This is a genomic window from Bacteroides sp. OM05-10AA (assembly GCF_003439055.1).
Lineage (GTDB): Bacteria > Bacteroidota > Bacteroidia > Bacteroidales > Bacteroidaceae > Bacteroides > Bacteroides intestinigallinarum.
The window spans coordinates 61,805-87,490 of record NZ_QSUR01000029.1; the positions used below are offsets into that span (position 1 = coordinate 61,805).

The window sequence follows — 25,686 nt, forward strand, 5'->3', positions numbered from 1 at the left end:
GAAATGAAATCACTTTATAAATATATAGCCGGTATATGTATGGCATTATCCGTCTCTTCATGTAATTATCTGGATATAATGCCTGATGATGTTGTGACTGTAAACAGTATGTTTGCCGATCGTTATACTGCTGAACGTTATTTGGCAACTTGTTATCGAGGATTACCGCGTTTAGGAGAGACTAACCGGAATCCGGGATTGGTAGGTGCTATGGAAATGGTCTATAATAAGACAACTGATATGCTAAATAATGGTTGTATGAAGTTAGCGTTAGGACAGAATAGTGCTTCGGCTAATGTTATTGAATATTGGCAGGGAACCGATGGTTGTTATTCCTCCATTCGTGTTTGTAACGACTTTTTAGAAGGCATTGATCAGGTGACTGATTTGCAACAATATCAGCGTGAAAGAATGAAGGCGGAAGTTAAGTTGATAAAAGCCTATTTACATTTTTTCCTGATCAAGTTTTATGGACCTATATGTCCAATGCGTACAAATGTTGCGGTGAACGAGTCTACTCAAGGATCACGTGTATATCGTGAGAAGGTCGATGACTGTTTTGCTTACGTACTTGAACTATTGCAAGAGGTGATTGATAGTCAGGCTCTTCCGGTGATTATTACTAATAGGGCGACCGAATTGGGGCGTTTCACTCAAGCGGCAGCATATACATTGAAAGCTAAAGTTTTGTTGTATTGGGCGAGTCCTTTATTTAACGGAAATACAGACTACAATGATTTTTTAGATCACAATCAAACGCCTTTCTTTAATCAGGTTGAGGATAAGGGACGTTGGAAATTGGCTGCGGAAGCTTGTGAGGATGCGATCAATGCTTGTGCACAAGCAGGCATTCGTCTTTATCAGAGGGAAGATTATGTAACATCACATTTGCTGACAGATGAAACTCAAATGGTTAATGCGATCAGAAATTCGGTTCTTGAGCCGTGGAATTGCGAGTTGATTTGGGGATGTACCCGTTCAATGCTTGATCCCGGTTTTCAAAGTTCTTGCCTTCCCAGACTGGAGAATGGCGGCACGGCTGTAACGGTAGCCACTATCAGTCTTCCGTTTAGCACGGTCAATGCGTTTTACACCAAAAATGGTTTGCCTATTGAACAGGATGCAAGCTATTATAAAGATGGAATGTATTTTCCGGTGAAATATTCTAAGGACAATTCAGAATTTACAGAGCATTATGATTTCGACTATAACTATCGTTATGTAATTGAGAATGAAACTACTGCTGGTATGAATTTTGACCGTGAACCCCGTTTTTATGCTTCGGTAGGCTTTGATAGAGGAGTCTGGTATGGCAATTCATATAGTGATCCTGCCGGTGACCAAGGTACGACTCAGGCTGCTTACCGATATCCGAAGAATCGTTTTGGAGAATTTTCGTCGGTTTGGAACTCGACTTGGTATAATGCTACCGGTTATTGGCCGAAGAAGCTGGTTGCTTTACGCTCTAATTTTACGGGAAGCGATAATGTGTCTTATTATTCTATTCCTTTCCCGGATATGCGTTATGCAGACTTATTGTTAATGGCAGCAGAAGCATGGAATGAAGCGGAAGAATCTCCTAATGAAAAAGTATATGGTTATTTGAACCAGGTGAGAAACCGTGCAGGGCTGGAAGGAATAAAAGAAACATATACCAAGTATGCGAGTGTCCAGTATAAGGATTATCCTTCGAATAAGTCTCGAATGCGGGAAATTATTCATCGTGAGCGCCAGATAGAACTTTCATGTGAAGGATCTTATTACTGGGATAGCCGCCGCTGGAAAACAGCCGAGAAGGAGCTGAACCGGATAGTGCAAGGTTGGAATGTCTTGAATGGAGAAACGGCGGAGGAATATTATATTCCTACTAACTTATACAATCAACAATTTACTCTTAGAGATTATTTTGCTCCGATACCGGATGCTGATATTATCAGAAATCCGCAATTAGTACAGAATCCGGAATGGTAATTATTAAACTATGAATATTATGAAAAAGGTATATATATTAATCATTTGTTCTTTAATAATATTGGCGTCTTGCGGAGAGAAGCAGTTGGAGCCAATAACGGAAAGTTTGGGGAAACCGACTGTGCCGACAGAAATTAGTGTCGAACCGATTTCCGGAGGAGTGATCATATCGTATCGCGTTCCTGATGTTGAGGATATTTTAGGGGTAAAGGCAATGTATTCCTTGGCTGACGGAAAACAGCGTGAAGTGATTTCGTCATATTATAATGACCGGGTTCGGATTGTGGGATATGATGACATGGAAGAGCATAAAGCGGTGTTATATACTGTGAACCGTGCAATGGAACTATCAGATCCCGTAACAGTAGAGTTTACTCCTTTGGAATCTTCTATCAGTAAGGTATCGAAAAGTATGAGAATTGTTCGTGACTTCGGTGGGGCTCAATACAGTTGGAACAATGAAGATCGGGAGTCAATCACCATGGAAATGCTGACTAATAACGAATTGGGTAATATGGAAGCCATGAAAATTATGACAACAGCTTCCAAAACGGGTACTTATGCTTTGAGGGGTTATAATGTCAATCCGCGTTGGTTTGCAGCTGTAGTACGTGATAATTATGGGAATGTTTCCGATACTATTTATCCGCGTAATGAGTTAGGGGAGAAGATTCAGATAGTTCCTCTGTACGAACAAAAACTGGACAAGTCGCCAATGAGAGTAGTGATACTGAATAACGATGCAGCTTTCAATGACTTTGGTGCCAACAATGAGAATCTGATAGATGATAACTTGGATACTTTTGGACATAGCAGTAATGGTACGATGCCAGCCTCGGTTACTATTGATTTGGGAGAGTATGTGAAATTGAGTCGTGTAGTCATTCATCAGCGTAATAATGAATATTACGGTTGGGGAAATCCCCGGACATTTGAAGTTTATTATTCGGAGAATGAGCCGGATCGAAGTGGAGACTGGGGGCAATGGTCTAAGTTGTTGGATTGTGAAGTAATAAAACCTTCGGGAATGCCTTCCGGAACAAATACGGACGAAGATATTGAAGCCGCCAAAGAAGGACATGATTTTAGTTTTGATATCGACCAGAAACCTTTACGATACCTCAGGTTTAAATTCACGAAAGTGTGGACTAGTTCGACTTTCTGTCATCCTGCCGAACTTACATTTTATGGAGATCCTAATGTAGAATAAAATATAGCTGATAATATGAAACGAATATATAATAATTTTTTGCTGTTGCTGATATGTTTGTCCGGCTTTTCGGCTTGTGATGATGTAATGGATACACATAAAGCCTTTATAGAAGGAGGAGAAATTATATATGCTCCTAAGCCGGATACTATCTTTTTTGTGGCCGGTAAAAATCGGATCGAATTGAATTATGAGATTTCGAAAGCTCCGAATGTGAAGTTTATTAATGTGTATTGGAATAATGGCAATGGTTCTTTGATTGAACCTTTGGAACTCTCATCCGGTACGGAGAAAGGAAAGATTTACATAAATAACCTGGAAGAGAAATCATACACTTTTACTGTGGAATTGCAGGACTCTTATGGACATAAGTCGTTGAAAACAACTGGTATCGGTTCTTCTTATGGCGACAATTATCAGGCAAGTTTGTCCGAGCGACGCATTAGCAGGATGACGACGAGTGATGATGGAGGCATTATCGAATGGAATATCGCATCAGAAGATCTGGTACGTAATGAAATAAAATATACCAATGCAGACGGGGAGGAAGTATTTCTGAAAATGGATGCGGAGAAAAGCTCGCTTCTCTGTCCAGGCGCAAAACCTGGTGGATTTGTGGAGTTTCGTTCGGCATATATACCGGAGGAAGCATGTGTGGATACTTTTTATACCGCATGGGTACGTTCGGATGAGTTGGGAATGATATTTCCGCATGTCTATACAATGGAAGAAGCCGATAGGCAAAATTGGGAACTGTTGTACTATGATAATACGGACCCGGAAGAAGGAAAGCCCGAGTATATTTTGGATAATAATCCTTCTTCATATTGGCATTCTAATTATCGAGACGGCCAGCAGAAGCCCTATCCTTTCACCTTTGTTATAGACATGAAGGACGAACTTATGGTAGGAAAATTGGGTGCCATGTCTCGTGAGAATAATTATTATACGAAAGGTATCAGTTATTATATCTCTGACGATGACGAGTTTACTGCTGGAAATCCGGACGGAAACCATTGGACCTATATTGGTGAGATTGAACTGTTAAAACAAAATGGAATGCAATGGAGTGAAGTCATAACCAGTACTTTGGAAAAACAGGTGAAAGGACGCTATTTAAAGATTATATGTACTAGCGGACATGGAGCATCCCATTTGGGGGCCATTGCAGAAATTACGGTACAGAAAGTAACTGCAATAGATGGAGAAGATTTGTAACTAATTAGTTGTTATAGGGGGCACAGAACGAACCGGTTAAACTTTGAATATTGATAAACTGGGCGCAAACTCTTTATTGATGGGCGTTTCAGAAGGATATGGCACGGACGCCGATTTAAAACGAAAGGTTTTTTGCTTTACACTTGCTTTACTATTGCTTTAATCAAATAACGGTTCGATATAAGCAAATGCGGCCCGCCCTTTGCTTTTCTCTTTACTTTGCTTATCATTTACCTTTGAATATATATAAGGCTGCTAGAGCGTCCCCAAATGGGGCAGTTAAACAGTCTTATTTATTTCCTCTTTTTGTCGCACCTATTTTAGTAGTTTAACACTGTAAATACTTCCATATACTTATTATTTGGTACTTTTGCATAAATAAAAATTCTAAAAAGCATGAAGAAAACTGATACAAAAGTGATACTTGTTCACCTGATTTTTGAAAAGCGCAATTATACCTTCGGAAGTATTTCCGCGATCTTTGATAGCCCGGAAGGATTGGACGAAAAGACAATAGGTATAACAAAAAACACACTATTGCACGCCGGACTATCTGACGGAAACCCTAGAGCTACTTCACGGGCCATCATTCAACAATTACCTCTTATAAGAAATAGAAGGTAAGTGTCAGATATATAGCATTTTAAAAGCCGTTAGAATACTTGTAGTTTAGTATTCTAACGGCTTTTTTATATCTTTCTACTTACAAAAACACTTACGTAAAACACTTACGTAAAAAGAAGTTAAAACACTTACAAAAGACTTACAAAAATATGTTTGGGAAGCTATGAACAAACATACAAATCAGCATAAAAACGCCTATTTTGGCAAAAAAAGTCTCTTAAATGGGTAGAAAATGCCATTTAAGAGACGTCTATTATAGTTCTCAATACTAACTTAGTAGATTGTTATTCAGAATATTAAGTCTAATTTATTTCTTTAATTGCCTTATAATTGCGTGCGTGTATCCAATTTGGGGCTATTCAAGGCATACCGCACCAATAACAACAGCAATACCGGTGATTTCGTCAACTGGTATTTCAAAGGGTGGATAGTCTTTATTATCAGATATAGCGCGCAAATGTTCTTTATCATCACCCGGCATGATACGTTTCACTAACATACCTTGTTCACGAGTAGCGATTACATGGCATTTATTCCATTGTAGAAACTGTGTGTTTCGAAGTATGGAACAAGCTATAACATCACCTGAATTAAAATGCGGATACATAGATAATCCAGTAATTTCGATCATAAAATCAACATGGCAATTTTTGAACTTAGGTATTACATAATAATCCTTTATATCGGCTTCTTCTATGGTAAAATCAGCACATCCGAATCCTGCCGCTACCCTTGTAGTCACTAAAGGAATAGGATTTAAGCCATTACGTGCGGCTTCTGCAAATGGTATTGCTTCAGGTGTGTGTGGTATTTCACCTATTGGAAGCTGTTTTATAGTTGGTGTTCTTTCTGTATTTATAGATGAAGAATAAATAGAAGAATTTTGCCGTTCCTGTTCCTTTAACATATTTCCTTTACCTGTTAAAAGCCATTCCGGATTTATGTTTTCGCATTTTGAGTATATTAATTCTGTATCGAATGTGTTTCTGCTTAACCATGTGCTTAATCCTTGTGCAGAGACGCCTAAACGCTTTGCAAACTGTGATTTATTGCCCCTTTCATAATGATTAATGAGGGCATTTAGCATTTCTTTTTTATCCATATTACTACATAATTAAACAAAATGAGAAAATAATACTCATTTTGTTTGGTGTTTAATTCTCAAATTGTTTATATTTGCACCGTGTTAAAGATATTAACGGGCGGTAAATATAAGAAAAACGCCTGAAAGTTCAACAATTAAAGCAGTGAATTATGGAAGCTAGGTTTGAAAAAGGACAGAAAGTGAAAGTAACAACCAAAAGCGGTAAAAGTATTGAAGGTACTGTAAAAGACTGGGATTACAATTACTGTACGTTTGAAAAGGAATATGCCATTGACTATCTGAAGGACGGTAAAGTTTGGACTATGATAGGCGTACCCGAAAAGAATATAATACTAATCTAAAAATAAGGAGAAACAGCCATGATTAAGAAAACATTAAAGTGTGAAGTCAAATGTAACGGCTACATTATCAGTTCAACAATAGAATACCGCTTTTTCGGCATTCTATTGTATAAGAAAGAATATTTCTACCCGCCTGAAGGCAGCCACGGTGAATTTACTTACAAATAACAGACATAGGAATGAGAACAAATTTTAAAAACCTAAAGGTTATGCAAAGCAAAAGTAAAAGAAAAGCCAGTGTACATAATTGTAAACTGGCTGACATTCGAAGAAGAAAGTTTCCCGATTATAATTTCTCTAAACTTCGGATTGACGATAGGAATTTGATTTCTTCATGCCCTTCAATTCTTTAGCCATTTTGGATTGGAGTTCAGATACAAGTGGATTAGACATATTGAACAGCTGATTTTCAATGCCATCCATTTTATCATTAAATGAAAGTTCAAGCGCATCTACATACTTGGAATAAAATTCTGAATAGATTTCCGGATATTTCTTTTCCAATGTATCCAAGATCGAATAATTTATAGCTGATTGTTTGGAGCTAAGTATCTCAATATAAAGGCGCAAGAAGTCTACAGCCTTTTCTAATTGGCTAATTTTTTCTGATTGTGTCATAATAATTATTTTTTTTAGTTAGACATGCTACAAATGTAGCAAATCTTCCGTAGTTCGTGAGAATAGCGGAAGATAATTTAAACAGATTATTAACAATAAAACGATATAGTGATGAAAAAGCATATTTATTTAGATAAAGCCGGAAAAGGTAAATTACGTCAAGTATTTGGATGTACTGATGTAATGGTGTGGAAGGCTTTGACATTTGAAAGCGACAGTGATTTAGCTCGCAAAATACGTTATACAGCTACGAAGGAGTTCGGCGGTGTATTAATGGGTGACGGTGTTTATTCAGGCTTTGAAACCATACATGATACAACGACAATGACACAGACCTTCAGTAACCGTGTTAAAATTATTGCATACAAGAATATAAATAAGACTGCCGTATTGATTGACGGAGAAGTTAAGCAAACAGTGAGCGATTTATCAATCCCTGAATTTATGAACCTTCAAAAAGAAGTGGCTAGAATAGCTTCTGAACTTCAACTTTAAATTATGGAGTACTACGGAAAAATATTATGTATATCAAAAGACGATCTGACACGCGATGATCGGGCACTTTTGGGGACATATAAAATTGATATAGAGAAAGCCCCGATAATGACTGTTAGCTGTTACGACCAGTTAGTTTTCCGCAAAAAAATGAAGGTTGTTCGTAAAGGCGTAGGCCGTGGGGTCACTGCTTTGGTTTCCGTGGATAGTCTGCCAGACAAATATAAAAAGTTAGTTGAACAAAAATACGGTAGTATGGATGTCGAAATATTAAGAAATTGGTTTGCTTCTCATTGGGAAGTTGATGCCAACGCGCGCAGTTTTTATTCTCGTTATCGTCTTGCATCCGGTAAACCTTTAGAACCGGAACAACAGCAGGAATACACATTAAATGCTTCTGCCTTGCAGTCTGTTATTCGTTTGATGAATGATGTTAAGATGAAACGGGCGGTTATGCAGAATAACAAAATTCGCTGGGAAGAAATGACCGGTGCTATCAGCTTCTTTCAGGAAGAGTTCGGGCACAATCTGCCGCTTTCTGTGAACCGTTTCAAGAAGAAGGTTAAAGACTTTCAGGAAAATGGATACGACAGTTTGATAAGCAAGAAATTTGGCAATCAGAACACAAGAAAGGTTGATGTAAACATTGAACGTCTTGTACTAGGTTTGGCAACGCTTCCGAATAAGCCGTGGAACACTAACGTAGGTGACATGTATAACAAGTTCATTGACGGAGAATTACAAGTGTGCGACCCTGAAACTGGTGAAATCTTTAACGCTTCGGACTTTGTAGATAAAAAAGGCAATCCGATCAAACTTAGTCAGTCTACAATAAACAGCTACCTGAACCAGCCGAAGAATCAAGTTTTAATAAACAGTAAACTTATGACATGGAGCACGTTCATGCACAATGAACGTCCGCATGTACACCGCCACGCCCCGGAATTTTCTTTCAGTAAGATTTCATTTGACGACCGCGATCTCCCGCGCAAACTGAAAGACACCAAACAACGGCCAAAGGCTTATTACGCTTATGACGTGACAAGTCAGTGCGTTGTTGGTTTTGCCTATAACCGCAATAAGAATGTGGATTTGGTTGTTGACTGTTTCCGTGACATGTTTCAGCGTATAGAGCGCAACGGATGGAACTGCCCGGCACAGGTTGAAGTAGAAAACCACTTAATGAGCCAGTGGAAAGACAGTTTTCTGAAAGCCGGAACGATGTTTCCTTTCGTCCGTTTTTGTGCTCCTTTAAACTCACAGGAAAAATATGCTGAACCTTTAAATGGCGCAAAGAAACGTAGTATTGAACACAAAAACCATTTAGGCATCGGGCGTTTCTATGCAAAGAATGAGAAATACAGGGCTGAAAGCAAGAAGATTAGTGACCAATATAACGACAACTATGAAGATAAGCAATATTACACGTGGGAAGAACTGATTGCGGACGATGTAGCGGACGTTATGGAGTTTAACAACTCATTGCATCCCAATCAAAAGAAATACCCTAAAATGACGCGCTGGCAGGTTCTTGAAAGCAATATGAATCCTACACTGCAACAGGTTGACAAGGCTATTTTATACCGCTACATCGGTGAACATGTAGAAACAAGTATCCGCCGTAACAGTTACTGCCGTGTAAACTACACAAATCTTTGGTTAAGTAGCCCGGAAGTTCTTGACCGATTAGCACCAAATAACAGAACGGTGGATGCCTATTATTTGCCTGATGATGAAGGCAACATGGGTGATGTGTATATCTACCAAAATGGGATACTACTTGATAAGTTAAGCAATGTCGGAACTTACAATACAGCCGATGCCGAGCAGACCGAAGTAGATGAACAAATTATGACCGAACAATTAAAAAAGATAAGCCAGTTTGATTCAATGACTAAAAAACAAGCGATTCCGCCTGTCGTAGTGATGAAAACTGAAACCGTGAAGAAAGTTGAAGCAGCAGTGGCGAAGCCTGTACAGGTAAAAAGTACAGAAATGGATGCCGATACATTAATATCACGATTCAGCAACTACAAAGGCCGGGGACTGGCAGATACATAACAGCATTAGAATAACATTAAAACATCATTATAACATGGAAGTAACGAATGAAATTAAACAGCGTATTCTTGAAGCTATAAAGGCAAATCGGGAAAACTATACATCAGATAACAAACATGCGGTTGCACTTGGTATTTCTCCAAGTGTCTATAATGTACTGAAGAAGGGAAAGACAGACAAACAGGTTAGTGATACAAACTGGATTTGCATTGCCCGCCGTTTAAACGTCTCTTTAGCAAATGAAACTCAGTGGCAGGCAGCCCAAACCCCTACATTTACATATATAACGGAGCAGTTAGCCATGTGTCAAGAAAGTGGTATTTCTGCTGTTTTGTGTGACCTTGCAAATATCGGTAAGACGTTCACAGCCCGTATTTATGTGAAGAATCATAAGAACGCTATATATGTAGACTGTTCACAAGTTAAAAGCAAACAACGCCTTATTCGCTTCATTGCGAAAGAATTTGGAGTGAATTACAATGGTAGATATTGCGATGTGTATGACGACTTATGTTTCTATCTTAAAACGCTGGAACACCCTTTAATAATTCTTGATGAAGCGGGTGATCTGCAATATGAAGCCTTTTTGGAACTGAAAGCCCTTTGGAACGCAACGGAACGCTGTTGTGCTTGGTACATGATGGGTGCTGATGGGCTGAAAGAAAAAATGAACCGATCTATCCAATGTAAAAAGGTAGGTTATACAGAAATGTTTTCCCGCTATGGTGATAAGTATAGTAAAGTAACACCGGATAGTGGCGAAGAACGTGAAGCCTTCCTGAAAGCACAAGCAGCAATGGTTATAAAACTAAATGCCCCGGCAGGTACAGAAGTGATGAAGGTAGTAAATCAGACAGGCGGCAGCCTTCGCCGTGTATATACTGAAATCGAAAAATTGAAAAGAAATGAAGCGTGCCTATTCTCCTAAAGAAATACAGTCAATGAATATTCCTAGCTTCCCATTTACCGACGAATGGGAAGCGGCTTTCGGAACACCTGACAGAACAGGAACTTGGATTGTATGGGGTGATAGCGGAAACGGGAAAAGTAGTTTTGTCATGCAGTTGGCAAAGTATTTATGTCAGTTTGATAAAGTTATTTATGACAGTTTGGAAGAAAGTACAGGGCTTTCACTTCAGAACAGTATTAACCGTTGCCGCATGGACGAAGTTAACGGCCGTTTTCAGATACTTGATCGCGAGCCGATGGATGAGTTATCTAAAAGACTTTCGAAGCGTAGAAGCCCCGGAATTGCTATTGTAGACAGTTTCCAGTACTCCGGTCTTACATACGCCAGCTACAAAGCCATGAAAGAAAAGCATCGCAACAAGCTACTGATCTTTATCAGCCACGCCGAAGGGGTGAAACCTGAAGGCCGTGCAGCTAAAAAAGTAGCTTATGATGCAGACGTGAAAATATTTGTTCAAGGTTTTCGGGCAATCTGCAAAGGTCGTTTTATAACTAAACCGGGCAATCACTTCACTATTTGGGCGGAAGGTGCTATACAATATTGGAATGAGAAATAACCACTAATAAATTTATAGTCATGGATGAAATTATTGAAGCAATTTTGAGTGAAGCAACAAAGAAAGCTAACAGGCTATCACTTACAGAACAATCATTTGTTTATACCGAGCTATCGGAACACTTCACACGCCTTTCGCACGATGCTATAATGGCGGAATTTGGAATGAAAGAGGAGGACGAACCATGAGACGGACATACGCACGTTTTTACGTTCTTCTCAATCGTTTACCTACAACTGACAGGGAAGAACTAAAGGCAAATCTAGTAAGCCAATACACTAACGGGCGAACAGATTCACTTAAAGAAATGACGAATAAGGAATATGACGCAATGTGTGACGCCATGCAGGAACAGGATAAAGGTTACAAAGCCCGCGAAATAGCCCGTGAAGAATTAAGGCGTAGACGGTCGGCAGCCCTTCACCTTCTGCAAAAGAATGGAATTGATACAACAGACTGGAATCGTATTAATCAATATTGCGTAAATCCGCGTATTGCTGGAAAGCCTTTTGGCAAACTCACTATTGATGAACTAGACCTGTTGTGCATCAAATTAAGAATGATAATTCGGAAAGATAATAATACAGATAAATCACTTTTAAATTAAAAAACAATTATGGAAAATGTAGAAAAGAAAGTTATTGAATTGATTGGCGAAGAACTCGAACAGTACAATGCGTTTAAGGCTGAACAAGCAAAAAAGGATGCCAAAGAACAAGCTAAAAAAGATCGTGAAGCCTACCGCGATTTAGTGGACGAAACGATAGAAAAAACAATCCCTGCCCTAGTATGTCTTAGTAAAAGTATCAAGGCAACCAAACAAGCCGTTTTGGATAACTTTAAAGATGCGATTGAAATGAAGTCTGATGTACTTAAACTCAAAAAGGACGGGCAGCGTAGTGATACTTTTACCAATTCCAAATCAGACAAACGTATTACCGTAGGTGTATATACAACAGACGGCTATCTTGATACCGTGGAAGATGGTATTGCAATTGTGAAAGAATACATCGAAGGGCTTGCCAGTGATGAAAAAACGAAGGCCCTTGTAAAAATGGTGCTTCGCCTGTTGGCGCGTGACGCAAAAGGCACATTAAAAGCCAGCCGGGTAGTTCAACTACGAAAAATTGCAGAAGAAACCGAAAGCGAACGTTTCATGGAAGGTGTGCAGATCATTGAAGAAGCCTACCAGCCAGCTATCAGTAAACAGTTCGTTCGTGCTGAAATGAAAAATGAGAATGGGAAATGGGTTTGTATTCCTTTAGGTATGACTGAATCGTGAGTAACAAGCAACAGATGTTATTAATAACCCCGCCTTACCCTTCGGTAGGAACAGAAGAGGAAGAGTTTGGCGGGATTCCTTGCGAATACTGCCACGGCAATGGCTGGTTTATAGGAATAGAAGAAGATACCCGTGACACTATTAGAAAAGATTGTCCGGTGTGTAAAGGATATAAAAAACTGAAGGCCACTGTTACAATAAACTGGTCGGCAGATGAAGGTAAATAACAAAAATATAATTATGAAAAAAGAAGAATATCAGCAACTAACAGAGGAAGTTATGCAAGCCATTAAAAAGGCTATGGCTGGCGACGACGAACTAAAAGAAATGTTTGAAAACGGTTTGGAATCCGACTTTAAAGCGTTACCTAAACATCGTGAAACAATGCGCACTTTGAAAGGAATTAAAGGATTTTTACGGCATTGTGACGACACCAAAACCCCACGAACACACTTTGTATATAATGCTTTACATGATCTAAACGAGTGTGTGAATAATTATACGGAGAAATGGTTTTCCCCCCGGTTGTCACGGTTCGTAGACTATGAACCTAAAAATAAAGAGTTAATGTATTACTAACAAGCAAAAAAGGAATTATGGAAAGATATTATAAAACAATCAGAAGTTCCAAAACTGGATTAAAGATTAAGGCTTTATTAGATAAGGCTGATGAGTTTGACAAGCAGGTAGCAGTTCTCCGTAAAAAATACGGATTTGGTAAGACATGGACTTCTTCATTTTATTACAGAAGTTTGGATATCGTTGAATTTACAGAAGAACCGGACATGGCTAATTGGAAAAGAATAAAAGATGTGCATAATGGCTATTATCCGCGTGCTCGTTGCAAAAATAAGGAGATATTGCAGGACTTCACCGACATAAATAAGAATACAATAAGACGTGACGAATTGGACTCAATTATAGGCAACGAAGGTGTTTTTACTCATGCTGGATTTGATTTTTCTATTCCTGATATCTATGTTTTCATTGTGGAAAGTGGTTGGAAATGTAAATTACCTAAAGATTGCGAGGAAATAACCAATGTTGAATACAACAAGCTAATATCAAAGTGATTTGGCGTAAAACAGAAAGGTATATTATGAAAGTAATACATTGTAAACAGTGTAAAAAAGAAATAAAAGGCGGTTTTTACAATACTCCTAACGGCGTTTATTGCCCCGCTTGTTGGGAAAAAAAGCCCCAAGAAGTGAGAGATAAAGCATTAGCAGACACATTAAAGAAGTTAGCTATAATCGGTAGAAACTTTAATAAATGATTCAATATGACGAAAGAAGAATGGAAACAAGTAGAAGAATGGTGGGGAACTGGTTTAGGTCATGTTAGCATGGAGATAGACGGCTATTCAATCAGCCTTCATAATTATGCAGATAAAGAGAAAATGACGCTTTCTGTTATGGTTTATATTGATGGAATGATATGCGGTAAATACTCAAATACAGATAACGAGATCGGAAACCGTTTTTGGCAGAGAATAAAGAGATCACTTTATTCTCCTAAAGAGTTAACGACACGGGCGCAGTTATACGGGAAAAGAAGCAAGGAAAGCAAGCAAAAGTATTTTGAAATGAACAGTTTCCTATGGCGTTCCTTCAGCGCATTTAAAAAGCATATTATCAGCAATAATGCAAGTATTGTTTTTTTAAGTTGCGGGTTCTAGGATATAAACAAGAAAAGAAAGATATGATTAAAATAACAGAAATACGAGAATTTACAGCCCATAGGGTTGAAACACAGGATAACACATACACGCGATACTCGTCTATGTGTTGGACTATTGTAATGGGAGAAAGCGAAGAACCGGTGTATGACTGTGCTGAACTAGAGGAAGCCTATCAAAAATGCAGATCAGCCCCAAAATGAATAATGAGGTCTATCTATGATCTATTTTTATCATCATCCTGTACTCACATTCTAATATCCCGTTTATACGCGGTTTCCGAATGTATGAATCCGTTTGTTTTCTGATTATTCCGTTCTGTAAAAGATTGATTGTCCGGTTTTGCTCACTGATAGTCATACTTAATACAATGATTATAAAGATAAGTGCTATATAACCCAAAGCGATTAAATACACTACTTCTTTATTGGAATGGAAGAAATCTCTGAAAGTTCTAAAGTTGCTCATGTTTTGTATTGTTTAAATAGAACGTGCCCGAAAATAAATATACCCTTCGTAGAGGTGCGGCAAACAACCCAAGTAAGGAAGCATAGATATAACGGGCACGCATATTTGTGATAAAACAAAACACGCTCACCGCTCAATCTATTTCCTTACTTTGTTGAAAATTGCCGCTTTCTACAAAGGAAAAATTGAACGTACAATGATACCTATTTGGTATCTGCCGCAAATATAGTGAAAAGATGATATATCACAATGAGAACTTTATTAATATGTTTAATATAAAGATGTCAAACTTGCGTGCATAAACAAACTTAATGCACATCATTAAAAACAGCTATGAGTTTTATATCAAGACAACCCAATGGGCTTCTATGCCGATTCTCAACGGTAACAGATACTGTTACTGATTATAACATGACAGATGAAGAATATATTGAAATGTGCGCCCGGAAAGCGAGAGAAGAAGCCGTGAGAACCTTGCAATCTTCACTTCAACCATTTGCACAGGTAGAAAAATCTTTTGTGCCTGTGAACATGAGTAAAAGAGAGTTTAACAGGATTCTGAAATTAATGAAAACCCCAAAACAATAGTAATGGCAGAACTGAAATATAAATCAATCATCCCCAATAATAAGCCTTACTGGTTATTAACTATTCAAAATTGGATAAATCAGCAATACAAAGGGCTACCACTTCGGAACGAAAGAAGTGAATTTGACGCTTTGCAGTACTTCATAGATGTTGCAATAAGCGATCTAAGTAAAACAAGAGCCATTTCCCGAAGCGTAATAAGCACAGAGATTCGCACAGATACCGGTAAGACTGTGTTATTCATCAAACGTAACAATAAGGTTCTACAAACTTATTATATTGAGTAATGGTTACTTTACAAAAAGCGGGATAAGTAAATTTATCCCGCTTTTTCTTTGCAACAAAGTATTTTTTTGATACTTTTGTATTCGTTCTAAATCCCGATTAATCAATGGCTTTAAAAGGTTGCTCATACATAAAACGCGTTAAAGAAGTTAACGAAATATATGACGAATATTCAAAGTCCGGCTTGTCAAACCGGGCTATTTGGCGTCGTTATATCTGGCCGGTGTATGGCATTTCGGAAAAGACATTCTACAACTACATAAATGCCGGTGCAGATGCTTCGGTTATTGCCAAACAGGAAACTTTGCAACTATCCTTCTTTTAGCTGACAGCAATATTCGGATTTGCTTTTATTTTGATTTGCTTTTTCACTGCCGAATCATCCTTCATTACACACCTGAAGACTTCTGTTTCATCCAGTATTTCTTCGTGATCGTGGCAGGGAATTGATGTTGTACGTTCCAATGTTCCCAAACATCCACTATTAAAACCATGCAGACAGTAGTTTATTTTATCTAGTAAATCAAGGTGAAACAGTTCTCCGTCATATCCTTCAGGAATGGCATTTGTAAGAACATGCAACCCGATTGTAAGTTCTGCATCCTGTATTCCTTTTCCCTGGCTTCTCCACAGGATTTTCCCAAACTCTATAAATATTGCCGGCATAGAAAATGCGGATTCACTTTCTATGAACTCAACTTGTCTATTCCATAATCCTATATGTTTTATTGCGTAGTTGGGTATTATTCCGCTTTCGATGATTTCTTCCAACTGTTCGGCAGTGATGAAACAGATGTTTTCCTGTTCATCTATTATTAATTGCTGAAGGCGTTTTTTGAGAATCTGATATGCTTCTTTTCTCATGGTTTGATAATATTAAGTTTTTCCAAATAATCTTTCATGTTTTCTTCTACAATCTGCCGGATTATCTTATCAGTAGTCTTTCCGTGTCCGATGAACCGGCGTTCCGGCATGGTGATTGTAGAACCGACTTTCTTTAATGACATAGCCCGGTAAAATTCTGCTTTATCCGAAAGCTGGCGGTTACGTTTATTATTTCGTTTTTCTCCATTCTTATTGTAACTATACCCGCCAGATGCTTCTTTATATTTTGCATAGAAATAGCCTTTCATCTTCCGTGTCACTTTGATTTCTCCACCTTCATTGTGTATGCGTCCGTATGGTTTATTTGAGGTATAAGCAAGTGTAAGCCCACGTTTCCGGGAACGGATACTTCCCCTTAATCCGCCGGTTCGCTGCATAAGCGTTCCGCCGCCATCATCAAACTGCCGTTCCGGCCATGCCTTTTCATTAAAAAAGGATTTTCTTTGGAAATTACGGTCAAATTCTTCATCCAGTTCGACTTGTATATCATCCAGTGAACGGTCAATGACTTCTTTTTTAAAATCTGCATCCATTAGTATGTAAATAAATAATTAGTCTTTCTTTTTAGCCTGTTTCCGTATGATCTGACAAGCAGTACAAAGTTCGTTATTTAGCTTCTTCGCCTGCTTTAAATCAGATTTAGGACACACATTACATTCTGAAATAGTGTACGAGTTATAAGCCGGATAAACAGCCCTTTGTTTTCCGGGGTTAAATCGGAACATTTCGGCATGTTTTCCGGCCGTTGCTTTTTCTGCCGCATCAACAGCCTGTTTGCTATCTGTCGCCGGATATTTCGCGGCCCTGACTTTAGCGACAGTACACCGACAACGCCAGCCATTCGGCGGGTAGTATTTATCCCAAAACGGGTCACTGCTTGGTAACGTAATGCCTTCCAGTTCCCGGTGTGCCTTTCTGACTTTATTGTCTCCTGCTGTCCTGTATTGAAGCAGATACCGTCCGTCTCCGTCGTCCTGTTGTTCTTCCCACCGTGCCGCCATTGTGCTACTTGAAACGGTGAAATCATATTCTGCTTTCAGGTAGAATTTGTTATAAGTGTCATTCAGTGTTTGAATGTCTTTATAATACTGTTCAAACGGCTTTATATTCCCGGCTTCATCCAATAACATGCTAGCGGCTTCCTTCATTTCGTGAAAGGTCTTAAAACCGGAAAAAACACCTACACTTTCGCGAAGGCTGTCTACCATAGTGTCGGATATTGTACTTTCTTCTAATCCTTGCTGGATACCTTTAGAAAGGAAAGCGGTAGTTTCTTTCACTAAAGAATCAATTACTTTTTCCCGAAGCATACCCGCACCGAATACACGTTTGCCATGCAGCCACTTTACTGCATCGTCGAACGCTGCTTCAATGCCTGAAGTATCAGGATAGTCCCCGGATGATAATACCAGTTCACTGTCTCCGTAAAGCTCCGCCGCCCTTTTGTGCAGCCCCACGTAATCAGTGGGGCTTAATCGAAAAAAGGTTTTGACAGGGTTACTTTTTTAGGGCCAAGTATTTTGATATGGTATTTATCTTCAAATGATTTAGAATCACAATCAAAGTGCTCTAATAACATCGTTTCAAATGCGACCTGTTGTTCCGGGGTATAATCTATACTTTCATCATACACGTAGTACAAGCCTTTAAGTGGAAAGCCATGCTTAATCATGCGCGGGATAAGCTGATCGTTAACAATGTCTTTCACTAGATCAGCGTCACTGTCGATCACATTTTCAAAGACTTCAAGATGCACTTCTGACTGTGACAGTGAACTGCCGTTGTCAATAGTCATTGTTTGGTTTAATAATCCCTTGCTTATTTCACTGTTAGCACGATCAACACGCTTATCATAGACATTAAATGCGTCCCCTCTGGTCGTTTCTTTAATATCTATTTCAGTACCTTCAGGAAATAAGCCCCATGCAGCCGCGCCCATGCTTGAAAGCATATTTTCAATCTGATTACGATCTTTAGGGTCGCGGGTCGTTGACTTTGCTATTCGTATAGGCATACCGAATATTTCCCCGAACTGATCCCAAAAAGCCAGCATGTTTTTTTTAGGGATTGCCTGATGCGCTGCTTTGAGGAATAAACCGAGGTCTTTAGGTTTACCGGCTTCAATCACCCAATCCGATAAAGGGGTATTCCTGTAATCATAGCCTTGCTTCCATTCGTCGGCCTGTTCCCTGACAATAACGCCATATTCGGGTATTACATGTTTTCTAGGGATTAATTCTACATTCTGATAACGCATTATCCCGTCAACGGTTACTACATCACCCAACTGGATAAGTGAATGCCCCCAAAAGCGACTGTCAAGTATATAGTCTATAAGATCTTTAAACCACCTTGTTTCAAACAATCGTGTAGCATCTTCGTTTTCCTGTCCTTTCACATCTACCAGTTTGAAACTTTTTTTCGTCACGAAACCTTTGCGCTGACCTACACAGCCAGTCAGGTGTAAATCAGCGTCGATGTCGGAATAAATATCATATAGCGGGCCACGCCGGGGATTATCTATGTTTAAAGCCATTTGCCACGCCTGCCGCCAGTTTTTCAAATCCTTTTGTGTCAGGGCGTCCGCTTGCTGCTTCAATTCTACCATCATAGAACGAAGCCTTTTCCGGTCGCTTTCCCTTGCAAGGTTAAACCCGCCGATATTCAGGTCTTTAGTTATTGTTGTACGTTGTCTTTTACTCATTATTACCAAATGTAAGTGTTACTTTTTCCTGAACCCCATTTAATAGGGTTGTTCACATCATCTTCTCCATTCTCGCCGGTACAGGTCGGAAGGTTGGGTGTAACCTTGCCTGCCTGTACTTCTTCCAGCCATTTAACCGCGCGGTCATACCGTTCTTTCCTTATATCACGACCCATTTTATTAGGCAACCATGACACAAGGTGATACAGGGCAATATCACAGGTGTACATGACAATAATATCATTCCTGTTATCACCTGTTGCAGAAAAAATAAGGTCAGTATCATAACGGCTTCGCAAGTAGCCGGCTATTTCTTCAATAGCCATTTTTTCAGCCTGTTCACGCTTTTGTGATGTACTTTGTTGGAAGATGTTCAAAGAATCGGCTGAAGCTACGATATAATCATTTTCTGTTAAGAACATAATCATCCCGTTACAATGATTGCACGTCTTTCCAAATCCTGAATAGTAGTGCCCTTTTTAAAAGTATGCCTTTGAATAAGGCTTTTTAATTCCTGTTTGGAATAGACTTTCGGAACACCGGACACCATTAGAACCATGTACTTTCTTTTACTTGTCAGCGACAATTCACGAGCCATTTTTACAGCTCTTTTAATTCTGTAATTCAGAATAATTTCTTTAATCATTTTAATCATATTACCATGAATTTTTAGGGCTTCGGCGCATACCGAAGCTAGGTTGATACTCTTGTACTCTTGTATATTTTTGTAAAATGTAAATTGCTCCTTCGTCGGCGTCGGGCGCATCATCGTGCGTGCGGCTTCCTTTTTCGATTGACAGTGTTTGTTCTATACCGGTCAACATATCAGGGTCATTTTGCAGTTTTTCATTGTAGTAGACAAATCCACGTTCCCAAAGTGGGGAAACAGCTTCAATACGGCCAAACTTTTCCGGCTTTTTGCGTTTGTCTCCCTGAATGGGTAACTGGTATCCACGTAAATTCCCTTCAGTGGTAAATTCATCCAGTATGATGTCCTGTAAGAAATTCGCTTCCATGTAGTATTCGCATATCACCCCTTCCGGGATTCGTTCATGCAGATCATAGAACCAGCGTACCATTTCACTAACTGAACATTGGCGGACAAATGCAGACAAGTGATGCAGTTCAGTTCCGATTTTACCCCACACCTTTATTGCCTTATAGTCGTTTTGTGTACTACCTTTGAATGAAGGGTCACAATAGGCCACAATCTTATCATAGTGTTCAAGGGGTAGCATCTTTTTCCAGCGAATCCAATCTTTACGGTACACAGTGCCTTCCTTAATCGGATTATTCATGTACTCTTTTTCAAAGGCCCGGTATCCCATAAATTCGCGCTTTGTCTTTATGCGTTCAGGTGTCCAGTATTCCGGCCAAGAAGGTTTACCGTATTTATCTACTACATTCACCTGACTAACAAAAACGCCCTTTGCAGCCGCTATATTAGCCAGTACACTACATTTGCTTATAAGATTACCCACCATGATAAAACGTCCGCCTTCTGCCCCAAAAGACCCGAACAGGGCTTCTTTTACCCATTCGGTCAATTTGCGTACACGGGCATCGTTTTCACATAGTTCGTCATCGTCCAAGTCGTCGATCACAATATAGTCGGGCCGACGGTCACGGTATCGCATTCCACGCGGTGACTGGCCGCGTCCACGTGCAAAGAAGGCAACACCGGAAGTTGTGACAAATTCGCCTTCTTCCCAACTGCCGGCGTTGTATTGCGGCCCGAAATCATGTATATACCGTTTGTTAAACTGTAATTCCGCCTGAATGTCCCCTAACAGTGTTTTGGCGTTATCTTCGGATTTGCCGATAAGTGCCATGACATTAATCTGTCGCTGTTTTTGGCACATTAGCCACATAGGAATCATTACGTCCATATGGGTAGATTTCGCATGTCCGCGCGCCCATTTAAACACCGCAATTAAATCGCGGTTCTGAAGTATCTTTTTAGCCGCTTCGATATGGAATTTAGCTGACGGTGTAACTTTGCCTGTTACCTTGTCTTTACAATAATGCGGGAAATAATACTCAACGAAATAGGCATAGTCTTTCCGGACACGTTCAATACGTTCAATTTGGGCGGCTTTCGTTTCCGCCACATTGACGGCGGACATTGTTTGTATCGTTTCCGATAACTGTTTCCACCTTTCCCGTGCCTGTTTAAGAGTAATTGAAGCCATTACACAAAACTGTTTTTACTCACATGTTCGGAAAGAAATACATCCTGATAGTAATTCATTGCCCTAACCAGTTCTGCCGTCAGTTCTTTGTCTACCCCCATACGTACCACCAGCCATTCATTGTAGGCTGTCATTACTTCATATATTGTGATCGCATTTGTCTGCCTGTCTATTTTGTCTATTGATGCCGCCAGCTTTGACATTTCATCAAATGTCAGTTTGCCTTCTTCCAACTTTTTATTGGCTTCCTGCATCATTTTGGTAACAATCTCCTTTCGGGTGATAGTTTTTGCAACTCTCATGGCATCCCACCCGCCTTCAGCTACCCACTTATTAATTGTGACACGGCTTTTACCTACCTTTTCCGCAACGAGTTTTTGTGTATCACCATTCAGGTAGTACATGCGTGCCAATTCCTTGCTTTTTTCTACTTCATTTTTAGACATAATTCTGCTTTACTTTTTGGCAAAATTGTCAAGCAAAACCGGGCGGGGCAATTAAGTGTGAAACGCTTTCCAACTATTGCGAAATGCTTTCATACAAGTGCGCAAGGCTTACACACTTTTTTGCCGGGGCTATTTTCGGTCGGTATGTTTGCAGTGAATTAAGGCGCAAAAGTGCAGAAACAAAAAACAATTAATATGTAGTAAATGGCAAAGCGAATAGTAATAAGTGATGAATCCGTGAACTGTTATGGTACATGGGTGAAAACTGAAGGGGCGGATATTTCGCAGTACGAAAGAAACCCGGTTCTTCTGTGGATGCACTGGCGGGGCATAATAATCGGATGTATAAAGGATGTTCGCAAAGAAGGTGACAAGATCACCGGTGAACCTTACTTTGATGAAGTACGTGAAGAAAGCAAACTGGCAAAACAACAATGGGAAAAAGGTACGCTTAAAATGGCTTCCGCACATTTTGAAGTATTGGAAACAAGCGATGCAGCAGAACTGATAAAACCGGGTCAATACCGCGCCACTGCCACACGCTCCAAATTAATAGAAGTCAGCATGGTTGACATTGGCGGGAATGATAATGCCCTGCCATTGATGTTGAGTTTTAAAGGCGAGGAATTAAAGTTATCGGTTGGCGAAGAAAATGACAGTCTGCCGTTGCTCAATAATAACAATAATCAAAAAAATGAAGAAAAAATGGATTACAAAACTATTGCCCTGAAATTGGGGCTGCTGGAAACAGCCGGAGAAAACGAGATTCTTTCTTCCATTGACCTGCTTCTTGGCTATAAAACGGCCAATCAGCAGTTACAACAGGAAAAAGAACAGTTGCAGTTATCCGCCATTACACAAACGGTCAAAGAAGCCACCGCAAAGCATCTTATTCTAGCGGAAAAAGAAACGCATTTTATTGAATTAGGGAAAAAGGTAGGCATTGAAAGCCTACAACTTACTTTTGATTCTATGACACCGATTCAAAAGCCGTTGAATCTGATTAATACCACCGGCGGGGGTAGTTCTATGTCATTGGACTGGAAAAAGTTGTCAGATGTTCCGGTTGACAAGATGGAAGAACTAAGAAATAACGACAAGACCACCTATATGAAGCTATATAAGGCTGAATATGGCGTTGATTGTCCTAAATACTAATAATAATCAAATAACAAATGAAAACAGGATTAAATCTATTTTCCCGCTTGCTGATTAATGCAATGCTGGGTCTTATTCTTGCCGTTGCAGTGGGTATTCCCGCTTCTGTCGGCGCGGCCACTGTAGTAGGTGTGTCCGTATTATCGGGGAACTTTATGCCGGTCGGTTCTGCCTATGCCGGAGTATTTACAGAGATTTGGACGGGCGAACTGGTAAAAAAACTACGGGCAGGTATTACGGCTACTTGGCTGGATGGCATTCCCGATTACTCTGATAAGGCCGAGAACGATATTATCCATTTGATTGACGTAGGCGGTGACCCTGATGTCCTAATTAACAACACTACTTATCCTATTCCTATTCAGGATTTAGATGATAAAGATATTGCGATTAGCTTGGATAAATACCAGACAAAGGCAACCCGTGTGAAAGATGATGAACTGTACGCATGTTCATACGATAAGATTGAAAGTCATAAAGAACGTCACGGAGATTCGATTCTTGTAAACAAGTTCAAAAAGGCTATCCATGCGCTTGCACCGCAAAAACATACATTGCTGACACCGGTAATACTGACAACTGGTGAAAATGATAACGGTCGCCGTAGAATTACATTAAAAGATATTATTGCCCTGAAGGATAAATTTGATAAAATGGAAGTTCCGACCGATGGCCGCCGGCTGGTATTGTGTACCGATCATGTGAATGATCTGTTGCTGGTAGATCAGAAATTCAAAGAACAGTATTACAACTACACTTCAGGCAAGATTGCAAACTTATACGGTTTTGAAGTATATGAATATGTTAGTTGTCCTTTCTTCACTACAAACGGGTTAAAGAAGAAGTTCGGTGAAGCTGCCACGGAAGGAACTTATCAGGCTTCTGTTGCTTTCTACACAAAACGCATGTTTAAGGCATCCGGTTCTACTAAGATGTACTATTCAGAAGCGGCGACCAGTCCTCAAACACAAGAGAACCTAGTCAATTTCCGCCATTATTACATTGTACTACCTAAAAAACAGGAAGCAATAGGCGCAATAGTCAGCGCATCTTATGTACCTGAAATTTCCGCAACACCGGAAACAATTACATTCCCGGCCGGTGGCGGTACAAAACAGATCGCGGTCAGTGCATCTTCTGATTATGCCTATACAGAACCGGAAGGCTTTAAGATCATAAAGCAGGGTAAAGTTCTATTGGTTACGGCGTTGGATAATTCCACCGGTGAAGCAGCCAAAGAAGGGACTATCACGCTTACCCTTGCCGAAGATATAACAAAGACAGCCACTATCACATTAAGCCAGCCTGTCGCCCCTGTTGCCCCTGCAAAGGCAAAAGTAGCACCCAAGACGCAATCAAAGGCGGATGATGTGACACAGCATATCAACGAAACAGACGGCAATTAATAAAAAAATGGCAAAGCTACAATATTTAGTTATCCACTGCACCGCCACGCCTGAAGGTCGTGAGGTCACAGCCGCCGATATTAAGGCGTGGCACACGAACCCGACCGCAAAGGGTGGGCGTGGCTGGAAGCAGGTAGGATATACAGACCTGTTCAAATTGGACGGGACGGTTGAAAGACTGGTACAGAATAATGAAGATGCCAATGTTGACCCGTGGGAGATTACAAACGGTGCTACCGGTTATAATGGAATCAGCAGGCATATAGTATATGCCGGTGGTGTAGGTAAGGACGGTAAAACACCGAAAGACACCCGGACACCCGGACAACTGAAAGCATTGGAAGAATATGTAAAAGACTTCCATAACCGTTTTCCTGAAGTGAAGATCATAGGACACAATCAGATCGCGGCAAAGGCTTGTCCTAGTTTTGATGTACAAAAGTGGTTGAAATCAATAGGTATAAATAAATAAAATGAGCACTCTTGAAATTCTCCGGCTTGTTGCAGAAATTATCCTTGCTGTTGTGGCGGCCGGGGGCTTCAAGAACTGGACTGATACAAAGAAATACCGTCAGGAAGTAGAAAAATTACGCGCCGAGGTTGAATCAGCAAAAACAAATACCCGGAGTAATGAACTTGAAAATGTAAAAAAAGCAATGGCTATCCTGATGGAAGAAGTTGTAGAACCTTTAAAAAAAGAAATCAATGCAATTAGAAAAGAAATGGCGCGGCTTCGTAGAGCCGTTGAAAAGGTTAGTGTTTGTCCCCATTCTGCTGATTGTCCTGTGCGTCGTGAGTTGCAAAGCTCCGAGGAACGCGACCGGGCTTCTCCTTCCTAAACCGATAGAGATACCGAAACTTATACCGGTACAAATACCACCGGATTCGGCTTGGTTACGGGCTTATTTGGCATGTGACAGTAATAATCAGGTAATCATGCAGGCTTTTGAGGAACAAAAAGGGAAAGGTATTAGTAGTTCGTTAAAGTTGGATAATGGGAAATTGGATTTTCATGTTGTGTTCTTACATGACACGCTCTATATACCCGGTAAAGATTCACTGATCTATGTACCTGTTGAAGTTCCGGGCCCTGAAACGAACGTTCTTTCATGGTGGCAACAATTATGGATAAAATTAGGAAAGACACTTTCTTCCGGTATTACCTTGTACCTGCTTGTACGTTTGCTTATAAAGAGGTTTAAATAAGATTTAAACGCATTTAAAATGAAAAATAAAGATACAGAACTACAAGAGAAACCGGTAGTAACAGAACCGGAGTTTTTGAAGCAATACCGGGCATGTTATCCGGGTGTTAAGAAATTCCATGTAACCGGTGATAATTTGGTCTTTCTTGACAAAGACTATCAAAATGCCATATCCCACCAAACTAAGGTAGGAAAAGGCGAATTAAAAACCTATTAAAAT

Annotated in this window: 35 protein-coding genes and 1 pseudogene; 26 read left to right on the top strand and 10 right to left on the bottom strand. The window is 39.8% G+C overall.

Going from position 1 to position 25,686, the window contains the following annotated elements:
- The first annotated feature begins 3 nt into the window (after positions 1 to 3).
- From DXB58_RS19955 to DXB58_RS19970, 4 genes are all read left to right on the top strand, one after another.
- Positions 4 to 1,971 (top strand): RagB/SusD family nutrient uptake outer membrane protein, encoded by a 1,968-nt coding sequence (locus tag DXB58_RS19955; RefSeq protein WP_122138016.1) that lies wholly within the window; start codon positions 4 to 6, stop codon positions 1,969 to 1,971.
- A gap of 19 nt (positions 1,972 to 1,990) precedes the next feature.
- Positions 1,991 to 3,181 (top strand): DUF5000 domain-containing lipoprotein, encoded by a 1,191-nt coding sequence (locus DXB58_RS19960; protein WP_122138064.1) that lies wholly within the window; start codon positions 1,991 to 1,993, stop codon positions 3,179 to 3,181.
- A 15-nt stretch (positions 3,182 to 3,196) separates the two neighbouring features.
- Positions 3,197 to 4,399, top strand: coding sequence for a DUF4998 domain-containing protein (locus DXB58_RS19965; RefSeq protein WP_122138017.1), 1,203 nt, complete (start codon positions 3,197 to 3,199; stop codon positions 4,397 to 4,399).
- A gap of 396 nt (positions 4,400 to 4,795) precedes the next feature.
- A complete protein-coding gene (locus DXB58_RS19970) occupies positions 4,796 to 5,023 on the top strand; it encodes a hypothetical protein (protein ID WP_122138018.1) in 228 nt (75 codons plus the stop codon).
- 355 nt (positions 5,024 to 5,378) lie between these two features.
- Here DXB58_RS19970 and DXB58_RS19975 read toward each other — a convergent pair whose 3' ends face one another.
- Positions 5,379 to 6,125: a LexA family transcriptional regulator gene (locus DXB58_RS19975; protein WP_233527329.1), complete on the bottom strand. Its 747-nt coding sequence runs from the start codon at positions 6,123 to 6,125 to the stop codon at positions 5,379 to 5,381.
- Between the two features lie 152 nt (positions 6,126 to 6,277).
- Between DXB58_RS19975 and DXB58_RS19980 the strand changes: the two genes are divergently transcribed.
- Positions 6,278 to 6,469 carry a hypothetical protein gene (locus DXB58_RS19980; RefSeq protein ID WP_122138020.1) on the top strand — a complete coding sequence of 64 codons (192 nt, stop codon included), beginning with the start codon at positions 6,278 to 6,280 and terminating at the stop codon, positions 6,467 to 6,469.
- A 297-nt stretch (positions 6,470 to 6,766) separates the two neighbouring features.
- Here DXB58_RS19980 and DXB58_RS19985 read toward each other — a convergent pair whose 3' ends face one another.
- Positions 6,767 to 7,087, bottom strand: coding sequence for a hypothetical protein (locus tag DXB58_RS19985; protein ID WP_122138021.1), 321 nt, complete (start codon positions 7,085 to 7,087; stop codon positions 6,767 to 6,769).
- Positions 7,088 to 7,198: 111 nt separating this feature from the next.
- Here DXB58_RS19985 and DXB58_RS19990 point away from each other — a divergent pair, with 111 nt between their 5' ends.
- From DXB58_RS19990 to DXB58_RS20060, 15 genes are all read left to right on the top strand, one after another.
- Positions 7,199 to 7,582 carry a hypothetical protein gene (locus tag DXB58_RS19990; RefSeq protein WP_122138022.1) on the top strand — a complete coding sequence of 128 codons (384 nt, stop codon included), beginning with the start codon at positions 7,199 to 7,201 and terminating at the stop codon, positions 7,580 to 7,582.
- A 3-nt stretch (positions 7,583 to 7,585) separates the two neighbouring features.
- Positions 7,586 to 9,643: a hypothetical protein gene (locus DXB58_RS19995; protein WP_122138023.1), complete on the top strand. Its 2,058-nt coding sequence runs from the start codon at positions 7,586 to 7,588 to the stop codon at positions 9,641 to 9,643.
- Between the two features lie 34 nt (positions 9,644 to 9,677).
- Positions 9,678 to 10,571 carry an AAA family ATPase gene (locus DXB58_RS20000; protein WP_122138024.1) on the top strand — a complete coding sequence of 298 codons (894 nt, stop codon included), beginning with the start codon at positions 9,678 to 9,680 and terminating at the stop codon, positions 10,569 to 10,571.
- Positions 10,572 to 10,584: 13 nt separating this feature from the next.
- A complete protein-coding gene (locus DXB58_RS20005; RefSeq protein ID WP_199487994.1) occupies positions 10,585 to 11,169 on the top strand; it encodes an ATP-binding protein in 585 nt (194 codons plus the stop codon).
- A 20-nt stretch (positions 11,170 to 11,189) separates the two neighbouring features.
- Positions 11,190 to 11,357, top strand: a complete 168-nt coding sequence (locus DXB58_RS27980; protein ID WP_199487993.1) for a hypothetical protein — start codon at positions 11,190 to 11,192, stop codon at positions 11,355 to 11,357.
- Positions 11,354 to 11,776 (top strand): hypothetical protein, encoded by a 423-nt coding sequence (locus tag DXB58_RS20010; protein WP_109115673.1) that lies wholly within the window; start codon positions 11,354 to 11,356, stop codon positions 11,774 to 11,776. The genes DXB58_RS27980 and DXB58_RS20010 overlap by 4 nt, the downstream gene beginning before the upstream one ends.
- A 9-nt stretch (positions 11,777 to 11,785) precedes the next feature.
- The gene (locus DXB58_RS20015) at positions 11,786 to 12,451 is read left to right on the top strand and encodes a DUF3164 family protein (RefSeq protein ID WP_122138026.1); all 666 of its coding nucleotides are present in this window, start codon (positions 11,786 to 11,788) and stop codon (positions 12,449 to 12,451) included.
- A 14-nt stretch (positions 12,452 to 12,465) separates the two neighbouring features.
- A complete protein-coding gene (locus DXB58_RS20020; protein ID WP_233527330.1) occupies positions 12,466 to 12,678 on the top strand; it encodes a hypothetical protein in 213 nt (70 codons plus the stop codon).
- Positions 12,679 to 12,691: 13 nt separating this feature from the next.
- Positions 12,692 to 13,030: a hypothetical protein gene (locus tag DXB58_RS20025; RefSeq protein WP_147338740.1), complete on the top strand. Its 339-nt coding sequence runs from the start codon at positions 12,692 to 12,694 to the stop codon at positions 13,028 to 13,030.
- A gap of 17 nt (positions 13,031 to 13,047) precedes the next feature.
- Positions 13,048 to 13,524: a hypothetical protein gene (locus DXB58_RS20030; RefSeq protein WP_122138029.1), complete on the top strand. Its 477-nt coding sequence runs from the start codon at positions 13,048 to 13,050 to the stop codon at positions 13,522 to 13,524.
- Between the two features lie 26 nt (positions 13,525 to 13,550).
- The gene (locus DXB58_RS27735) at positions 13,551 to 13,727 is read left to right on the top strand and encodes a hypothetical protein (RefSeq protein ID WP_158571574.1); all 177 of its coding nucleotides are present in this window, start codon (positions 13,551 to 13,553) and stop codon (positions 13,725 to 13,727) included.
- A gap of 6 nt (positions 13,728 to 13,733) precedes the next feature.
- Entirely contained in the window at positions 13,734 to 14,129 is a 396-nt protein-coding gene (locus tag DXB58_RS20035) for a hypothetical protein (protein ID WP_122138030.1), read from the top strand.
- A gap of 801 nt (positions 14,130 to 14,930) precedes the next feature.
- Positions 14,931 to 15,185 (top strand): hypothetical protein, encoded by a 255-nt coding sequence (locus DXB58_RS20050; RefSeq protein ID WP_122138033.1) that lies wholly within the window; start codon positions 14,931 to 14,933, stop codon positions 15,183 to 15,185.
- A gap of 2 nt (positions 15,186 to 15,187) precedes the next feature.
- Positions 15,188 to 15,472 (top strand): hypothetical protein, encoded by a 285-nt coding sequence (locus DXB58_RS20055; RefSeq protein ID WP_122138034.1) that lies wholly within the window; start codon positions 15,188 to 15,190, stop codon positions 15,470 to 15,472.
- A 104-nt stretch (positions 15,473 to 15,576) separates the two neighbouring features.
- Positions 15,577 to 15,795 carry a hypothetical protein gene (locus DXB58_RS20060; protein WP_122138035.1) on the top strand — a complete coding sequence of 73 codons (219 nt, stop codon included), beginning with the start codon at positions 15,577 to 15,579 and terminating at the stop codon, positions 15,793 to 15,795.
- On the opposite strand, the gene DXB58_RS20065 is transcribed toward DXB58_RS20060, so the two are convergent.
- The 8 genes from DXB58_RS20065 to DXB58_RS20100 are packed head-to-tail and all read right to left on the bottom strand — an operon-like array spanning position 15,792 to position 21,697.
- Complete coding sequence (locus DXB58_RS20065; protein ID WP_122138036.1) at positions 15,792 to 16,334, bottom strand: hypothetical protein; 543 nt, start codon at positions 16,332 to 16,334, stop codon at positions 15,792 to 15,794. The two genes, DXB58_RS20060 and DXB58_RS20065, sit on opposite strands and share 4 nt — an antisense overlap.
- Positions 16,331 to 16,888, bottom strand: a complete 558-nt coding sequence (locus tag DXB58_RS20070; RefSeq protein ID WP_122138037.1) for a phage virion morphogenesis protein — start codon at positions 16,886 to 16,888, stop codon at positions 16,331 to 16,333. The genes DXB58_RS20065 and DXB58_RS20070 overlap by 4 nt, the downstream gene beginning before the upstream one ends.
- 18 nt (positions 16,889 to 16,906) lie before the next feature.
- The gene (locus tag DXB58_RS20075; RefSeq protein WP_122138038.1) at positions 16,907 to 17,812 is read right to left on the bottom strand and encodes a phage minor head protein; all 906 of its coding nucleotides are present in this window, start codon (positions 17,810 to 17,812) and stop codon (positions 16,907 to 16,909) included.
- A 14-nt stretch (positions 17,813 to 17,826) separates the two neighbouring features.
- Entirely contained in the window at positions 17,827 to 19,059 is a 1,233-nt protein-coding gene (locus DXB58_RS20080; protein ID WP_122138039.1) for a DUF935 family protein, read from the bottom strand.
- Between the two features lie 2 nt (positions 19,060 to 19,061).
- A complete protein-coding gene (locus DXB58_RS20085; protein ID WP_122138065.1) occupies positions 19,062 to 19,481 on the bottom strand; it encodes a phage protein Gp36 family protein in 420 nt (139 codons plus the stop codon).
- A gap of 2 nt (positions 19,482 to 19,483) precedes the next feature.
- Positions 19,484 to 19,714 (bottom strand): hypothetical protein, encoded by a 231-nt coding sequence (locus DXB58_RS20090; RefSeq protein WP_122138040.1) that lies wholly within the window; start codon positions 19,712 to 19,714, stop codon positions 19,484 to 19,486.
- A 1-nt stretch (position 19,715) separates the two neighbouring features.
- The gene (locus tag DXB58_RS20095; protein ID WP_122138041.1) at positions 19,716 to 21,251 is read right to left on the bottom strand and encodes a hypothetical protein; all 1,536 of its coding nucleotides are present in this window, start codon (positions 21,249 to 21,251) and stop codon (positions 19,716 to 19,718) included.
- Complete coding sequence (locus DXB58_RS20100) at positions 21,251 to 21,697, bottom strand: terminase (RefSeq protein WP_122138042.1); 447 nt, start codon at positions 21,695 to 21,697, stop codon at positions 21,251 to 21,253. Before DXB58_RS20100 ends, DXB58_RS20095 begins: the two co-directional genes overlap by 1 nt.
- Positions 21,698 to 21,901: 204 nt before the next feature.
- On the opposite strand from DXB58_RS20100, the gene DXB58_RS20105 reads away from it, so the two are divergent.
- From DXB58_RS20105 to DXB58_RS20130, 6 genes and pseudogenes are all read left to right on the top strand, one after another.
- The gene (locus DXB58_RS20105) at positions 21,902 to 22,855 is read left to right on the top strand and encodes a hypothetical protein (protein ID WP_122138043.1); all 954 of its coding nucleotides are present in this window, start codon (positions 21,902 to 21,904) and stop codon (positions 22,853 to 22,855) included.
- A 17-nt stretch (positions 22,856 to 22,872) separates the two neighbouring features.
- Positions 22,873 to 23,910, top strand: a pseudogene (locus DXB58_RS20110) (hypothetical protein); the annotation flags it as partial.
- A 358-nt stretch (positions 23,911 to 24,268) separates the two neighbouring features.
- Positions 24,269 to 24,733, top strand: coding sequence for an N-acetylmuramoyl-L-alanine amidase (locus DXB58_RS20115; RefSeq protein WP_122138044.1), 465 nt, complete (start codon positions 24,269 to 24,271; stop codon positions 24,731 to 24,733).
- A gap of 1 nt (position 24,734) precedes the next feature.
- The gene (locus DXB58_RS20120; RefSeq protein ID WP_122138045.1) at positions 24,735 to 25,100 is read left to right on the top strand and encodes a hypothetical protein; all 366 of its coding nucleotides are present in this window, start codon (positions 24,735 to 24,737) and stop codon (positions 25,098 to 25,100) included.
- Positions 25,054 to 25,467, top strand: coding sequence for a hypothetical protein (locus tag DXB58_RS20125; protein ID WP_147338741.1), 414 nt, complete (start codon positions 25,054 to 25,056; stop codon positions 25,465 to 25,467). The genes DXB58_RS20120 and DXB58_RS20125 overlap by 47 nt, the downstream gene beginning before the upstream one ends.
- An 18-nt stretch (positions 25,468 to 25,485) precedes the next feature.
- Entirely contained in the window at positions 25,486 to 25,683 is a 198-nt protein-coding gene (locus DXB58_RS20130) for a hypothetical protein (protein WP_109114660.1), read from the top strand.
- Positions 25,684 to 25,686 lie beyond the last annotated feature (3 nt).

What these genes read in the sequence shown, in the direction of transcription:
- DXB58_RS19955 (WP_122138016.1), top strand. Translation starts at nt 4, where the DNA reads ATGAAATCACTTTATAAATATATAGCCGGTATATGTATGGCATTATCC.
- DXB58_RS19960 (WP_122138064.1), top strand. Translation starts at nt 1,991, where the DNA reads ATGAAAAAGGTATATATATTAATCATTTGTTCTTTAATAATATTGGCG.
- DXB58_RS19965 (WP_122138017.1), top strand. Translation starts at nt 3,197, where the DNA reads ATGAAACGAATATATAATAATTTTTTGCTGTTGCTGATATGTTTGTCC.
- DXB58_RS19970 (WP_122138018.1), top strand. Translation starts at nt 4,796, where the DNA reads ATGAAGAAAACTGATACAAAAGTGATACTTGTTCACCTGATTTTTGAA.
- DXB58_RS19975 (WP_233527329.1), bottom strand. Translation starts at nt 6,125, where the DNA reads ATGGATAAAAAAGAAATGCTAAATGCCCTCATTAATCATTATGAAAGG.
- DXB58_RS19980 (WP_122138020.1), top strand. Translation starts at nt 6,278, where the DNA reads ATGGAAGCTAGGTTTGAAAAAGGACAGAAAGTGAAAGTAACAACCAAA.
- DXB58_RS19985 (WP_122138021.1), bottom strand. Translation starts at nt 7,087, where the DNA reads ATGACACAATCAGAAAAAATTAGCCAATTAGAAAAGGCTGTAGACTTC.
- DXB58_RS19990 (WP_122138022.1), top strand. Translation starts at nt 7,199, where the DNA reads ATGAAAAAGCATATTTATTTAGATAAAGCCGGAAAAGGTAAATTACGT.
- DXB58_RS19995 (WP_122138023.1), top strand. Translation starts at nt 7,586, where the DNA reads ATGGAGTACTACGGAAAAATATTATGTATATCAAAAGACGATCTGACA.
- DXB58_RS20000 (WP_122138024.1), top strand. Translation starts at nt 9,678, where the DNA reads ATGGAAGTAACGAATGAAATTAAACAGCGTATTCTTGAAGCTATAAAG.
- DXB58_RS20005 (WP_199487994.1), top strand. Translation starts at nt 10,585, where the DNA reads ATGAATATTCCTAGCTTCCCATTTACCGACGAATGGGAAGCGGCTTTC.
- DXB58_RS27980 (WP_199487993.1), top strand. Translation starts at nt 11,190, where the DNA reads ATGGATGAAATTATTGAAGCAATTTTGAGTGAAGCAACAAAGAAAGCT.
- DXB58_RS20010 (WP_109115673.1), top strand. Translation starts at nt 11,354, where the DNA reads ATGAGACGGACATACGCACGTTTTTACGTTCTTCTCAATCGTTTACCT.
- DXB58_RS20015 (WP_122138026.1), top strand. Translation starts at nt 11,786, where the DNA reads ATGGAAAATGTAGAAAAGAAAGTTATTGAATTGATTGGCGAAGAACTC.
- DXB58_RS20020 (WP_233527330.1), top strand. Translation starts at nt 12,466, where the DNA reads ATGTTATTAATAACCCCGCCTTACCCTTCGGTAGGAACAGAAGAGGAA.
- DXB58_RS20025 (WP_147338740.1), top strand. Translation starts at nt 12,692, where the DNA reads ATGAAAAAAGAAGAATATCAGCAACTAACAGAGGAAGTTATGCAAGCC.
- DXB58_RS20030 (WP_122138029.1), top strand. Translation starts at nt 13,048, where the DNA reads ATGGAAAGATATTATAAAACAATCAGAAGTTCCAAAACTGGATTAAAG.
- DXB58_RS27735 (WP_158571574.1), top strand. Translation starts at nt 13,551, where the DNA reads ATGAAAGTAATACATTGTAAACAGTGTAAAAAAGAAATAAAAGGCGGT.
- DXB58_RS20035 (WP_122138030.1), top strand. Translation starts at nt 13,734, where the DNA reads ATGACGAAAGAAGAATGGAAACAAGTAGAAGAATGGTGGGGAACTGGT.
- DXB58_RS20050 (WP_122138033.1), top strand. Translation starts at nt 14,931, where the DNA reads ATGAGTTTTATATCAAGACAACCCAATGGGCTTCTATGCCGATTCTCA.
- DXB58_RS20055 (WP_122138034.1), top strand. Translation starts at nt 15,188, where the DNA reads ATGGCAGAACTGAAATATAAATCAATCATCCCCAATAATAAGCCTTAC.
- DXB58_RS20060 (WP_122138035.1), top strand. Translation starts at nt 15,577, where the DNA reads ATGGCTTTAAAAGGTTGCTCATACATAAAACGCGTTAAAGAAGTTAAC.
- DXB58_RS20065 (WP_122138036.1), bottom strand. Translation starts at nt 16,334, where the DNA reads ATGAGAAAAGAAGCATATCAGATTCTCAAAAAACGCCTTCAGCAATTA.
- DXB58_RS20070 (WP_122138037.1), bottom strand. Translation starts at nt 16,888, where the DNA reads ATGGATGCAGATTTTAAAAAAGAAGTCATTGACCGTTCACTGGATGAT.
- DXB58_RS20080 (WP_122138039.1), bottom strand. Translation starts at nt 19,059, where the DNA reads ATGAGTAAAAGACAACGTACAACAATAACTAAAGACCTGAATATCGGC.
- DXB58_RS20085 (WP_122138065.1), bottom strand. Translation starts at nt 19,481, where the DNA reads ATGTTCTTAACAGAAAATGATTATATCGTAGCTTCAGCCGATTCTTTG.
- DXB58_RS20090 (WP_122138040.1), bottom strand. Translation starts at nt 19,714, where the DNA reads ATGATTAAAATGATTAAAGAAATTATTCTGAATTACAGAATTAAAAGA.
- DXB58_RS20095 (WP_122138041.1), bottom strand. Translation starts at nt 21,251, where the DNA reads ATGGCTTCAATTACTCTTAAACAGGCACGGGAAAGGTGGAAACAGTTA.
- DXB58_RS20100 (WP_122138042.1), bottom strand. Translation starts at nt 21,697, where the DNA reads ATGTCTAAAAATGAAGTAGAAAAAAGCAAGGAATTGGCACGCATGTAC.
- DXB58_RS20105 (WP_122138043.1), top strand. Translation starts at nt 21,902, where the DNA reads ATGGCAAAGCGAATAGTAATAAGTGATGAATCCGTGAACTGTTATGGT.
- DXB58_RS20115 (WP_122138044.1), top strand. Translation starts at nt 24,269, where the DNA reads ATGGCAAAGCTACAATATTTAGTTATCCACTGCACCGCCACGCCTGAA.
- DXB58_RS20120 (WP_122138045.1), top strand. Translation starts at nt 24,735, where the DNA reads ATGAGCACTCTTGAAATTCTCCGGCTTGTTGCAGAAATTATCCTTGCT.
- DXB58_RS20130 (WP_109114660.1), top strand. Translation starts at nt 25,486, where the DNA reads ATGAAAAATAAAGATACAGAACTACAAGAGAAACCGGTAGTAACAGAA.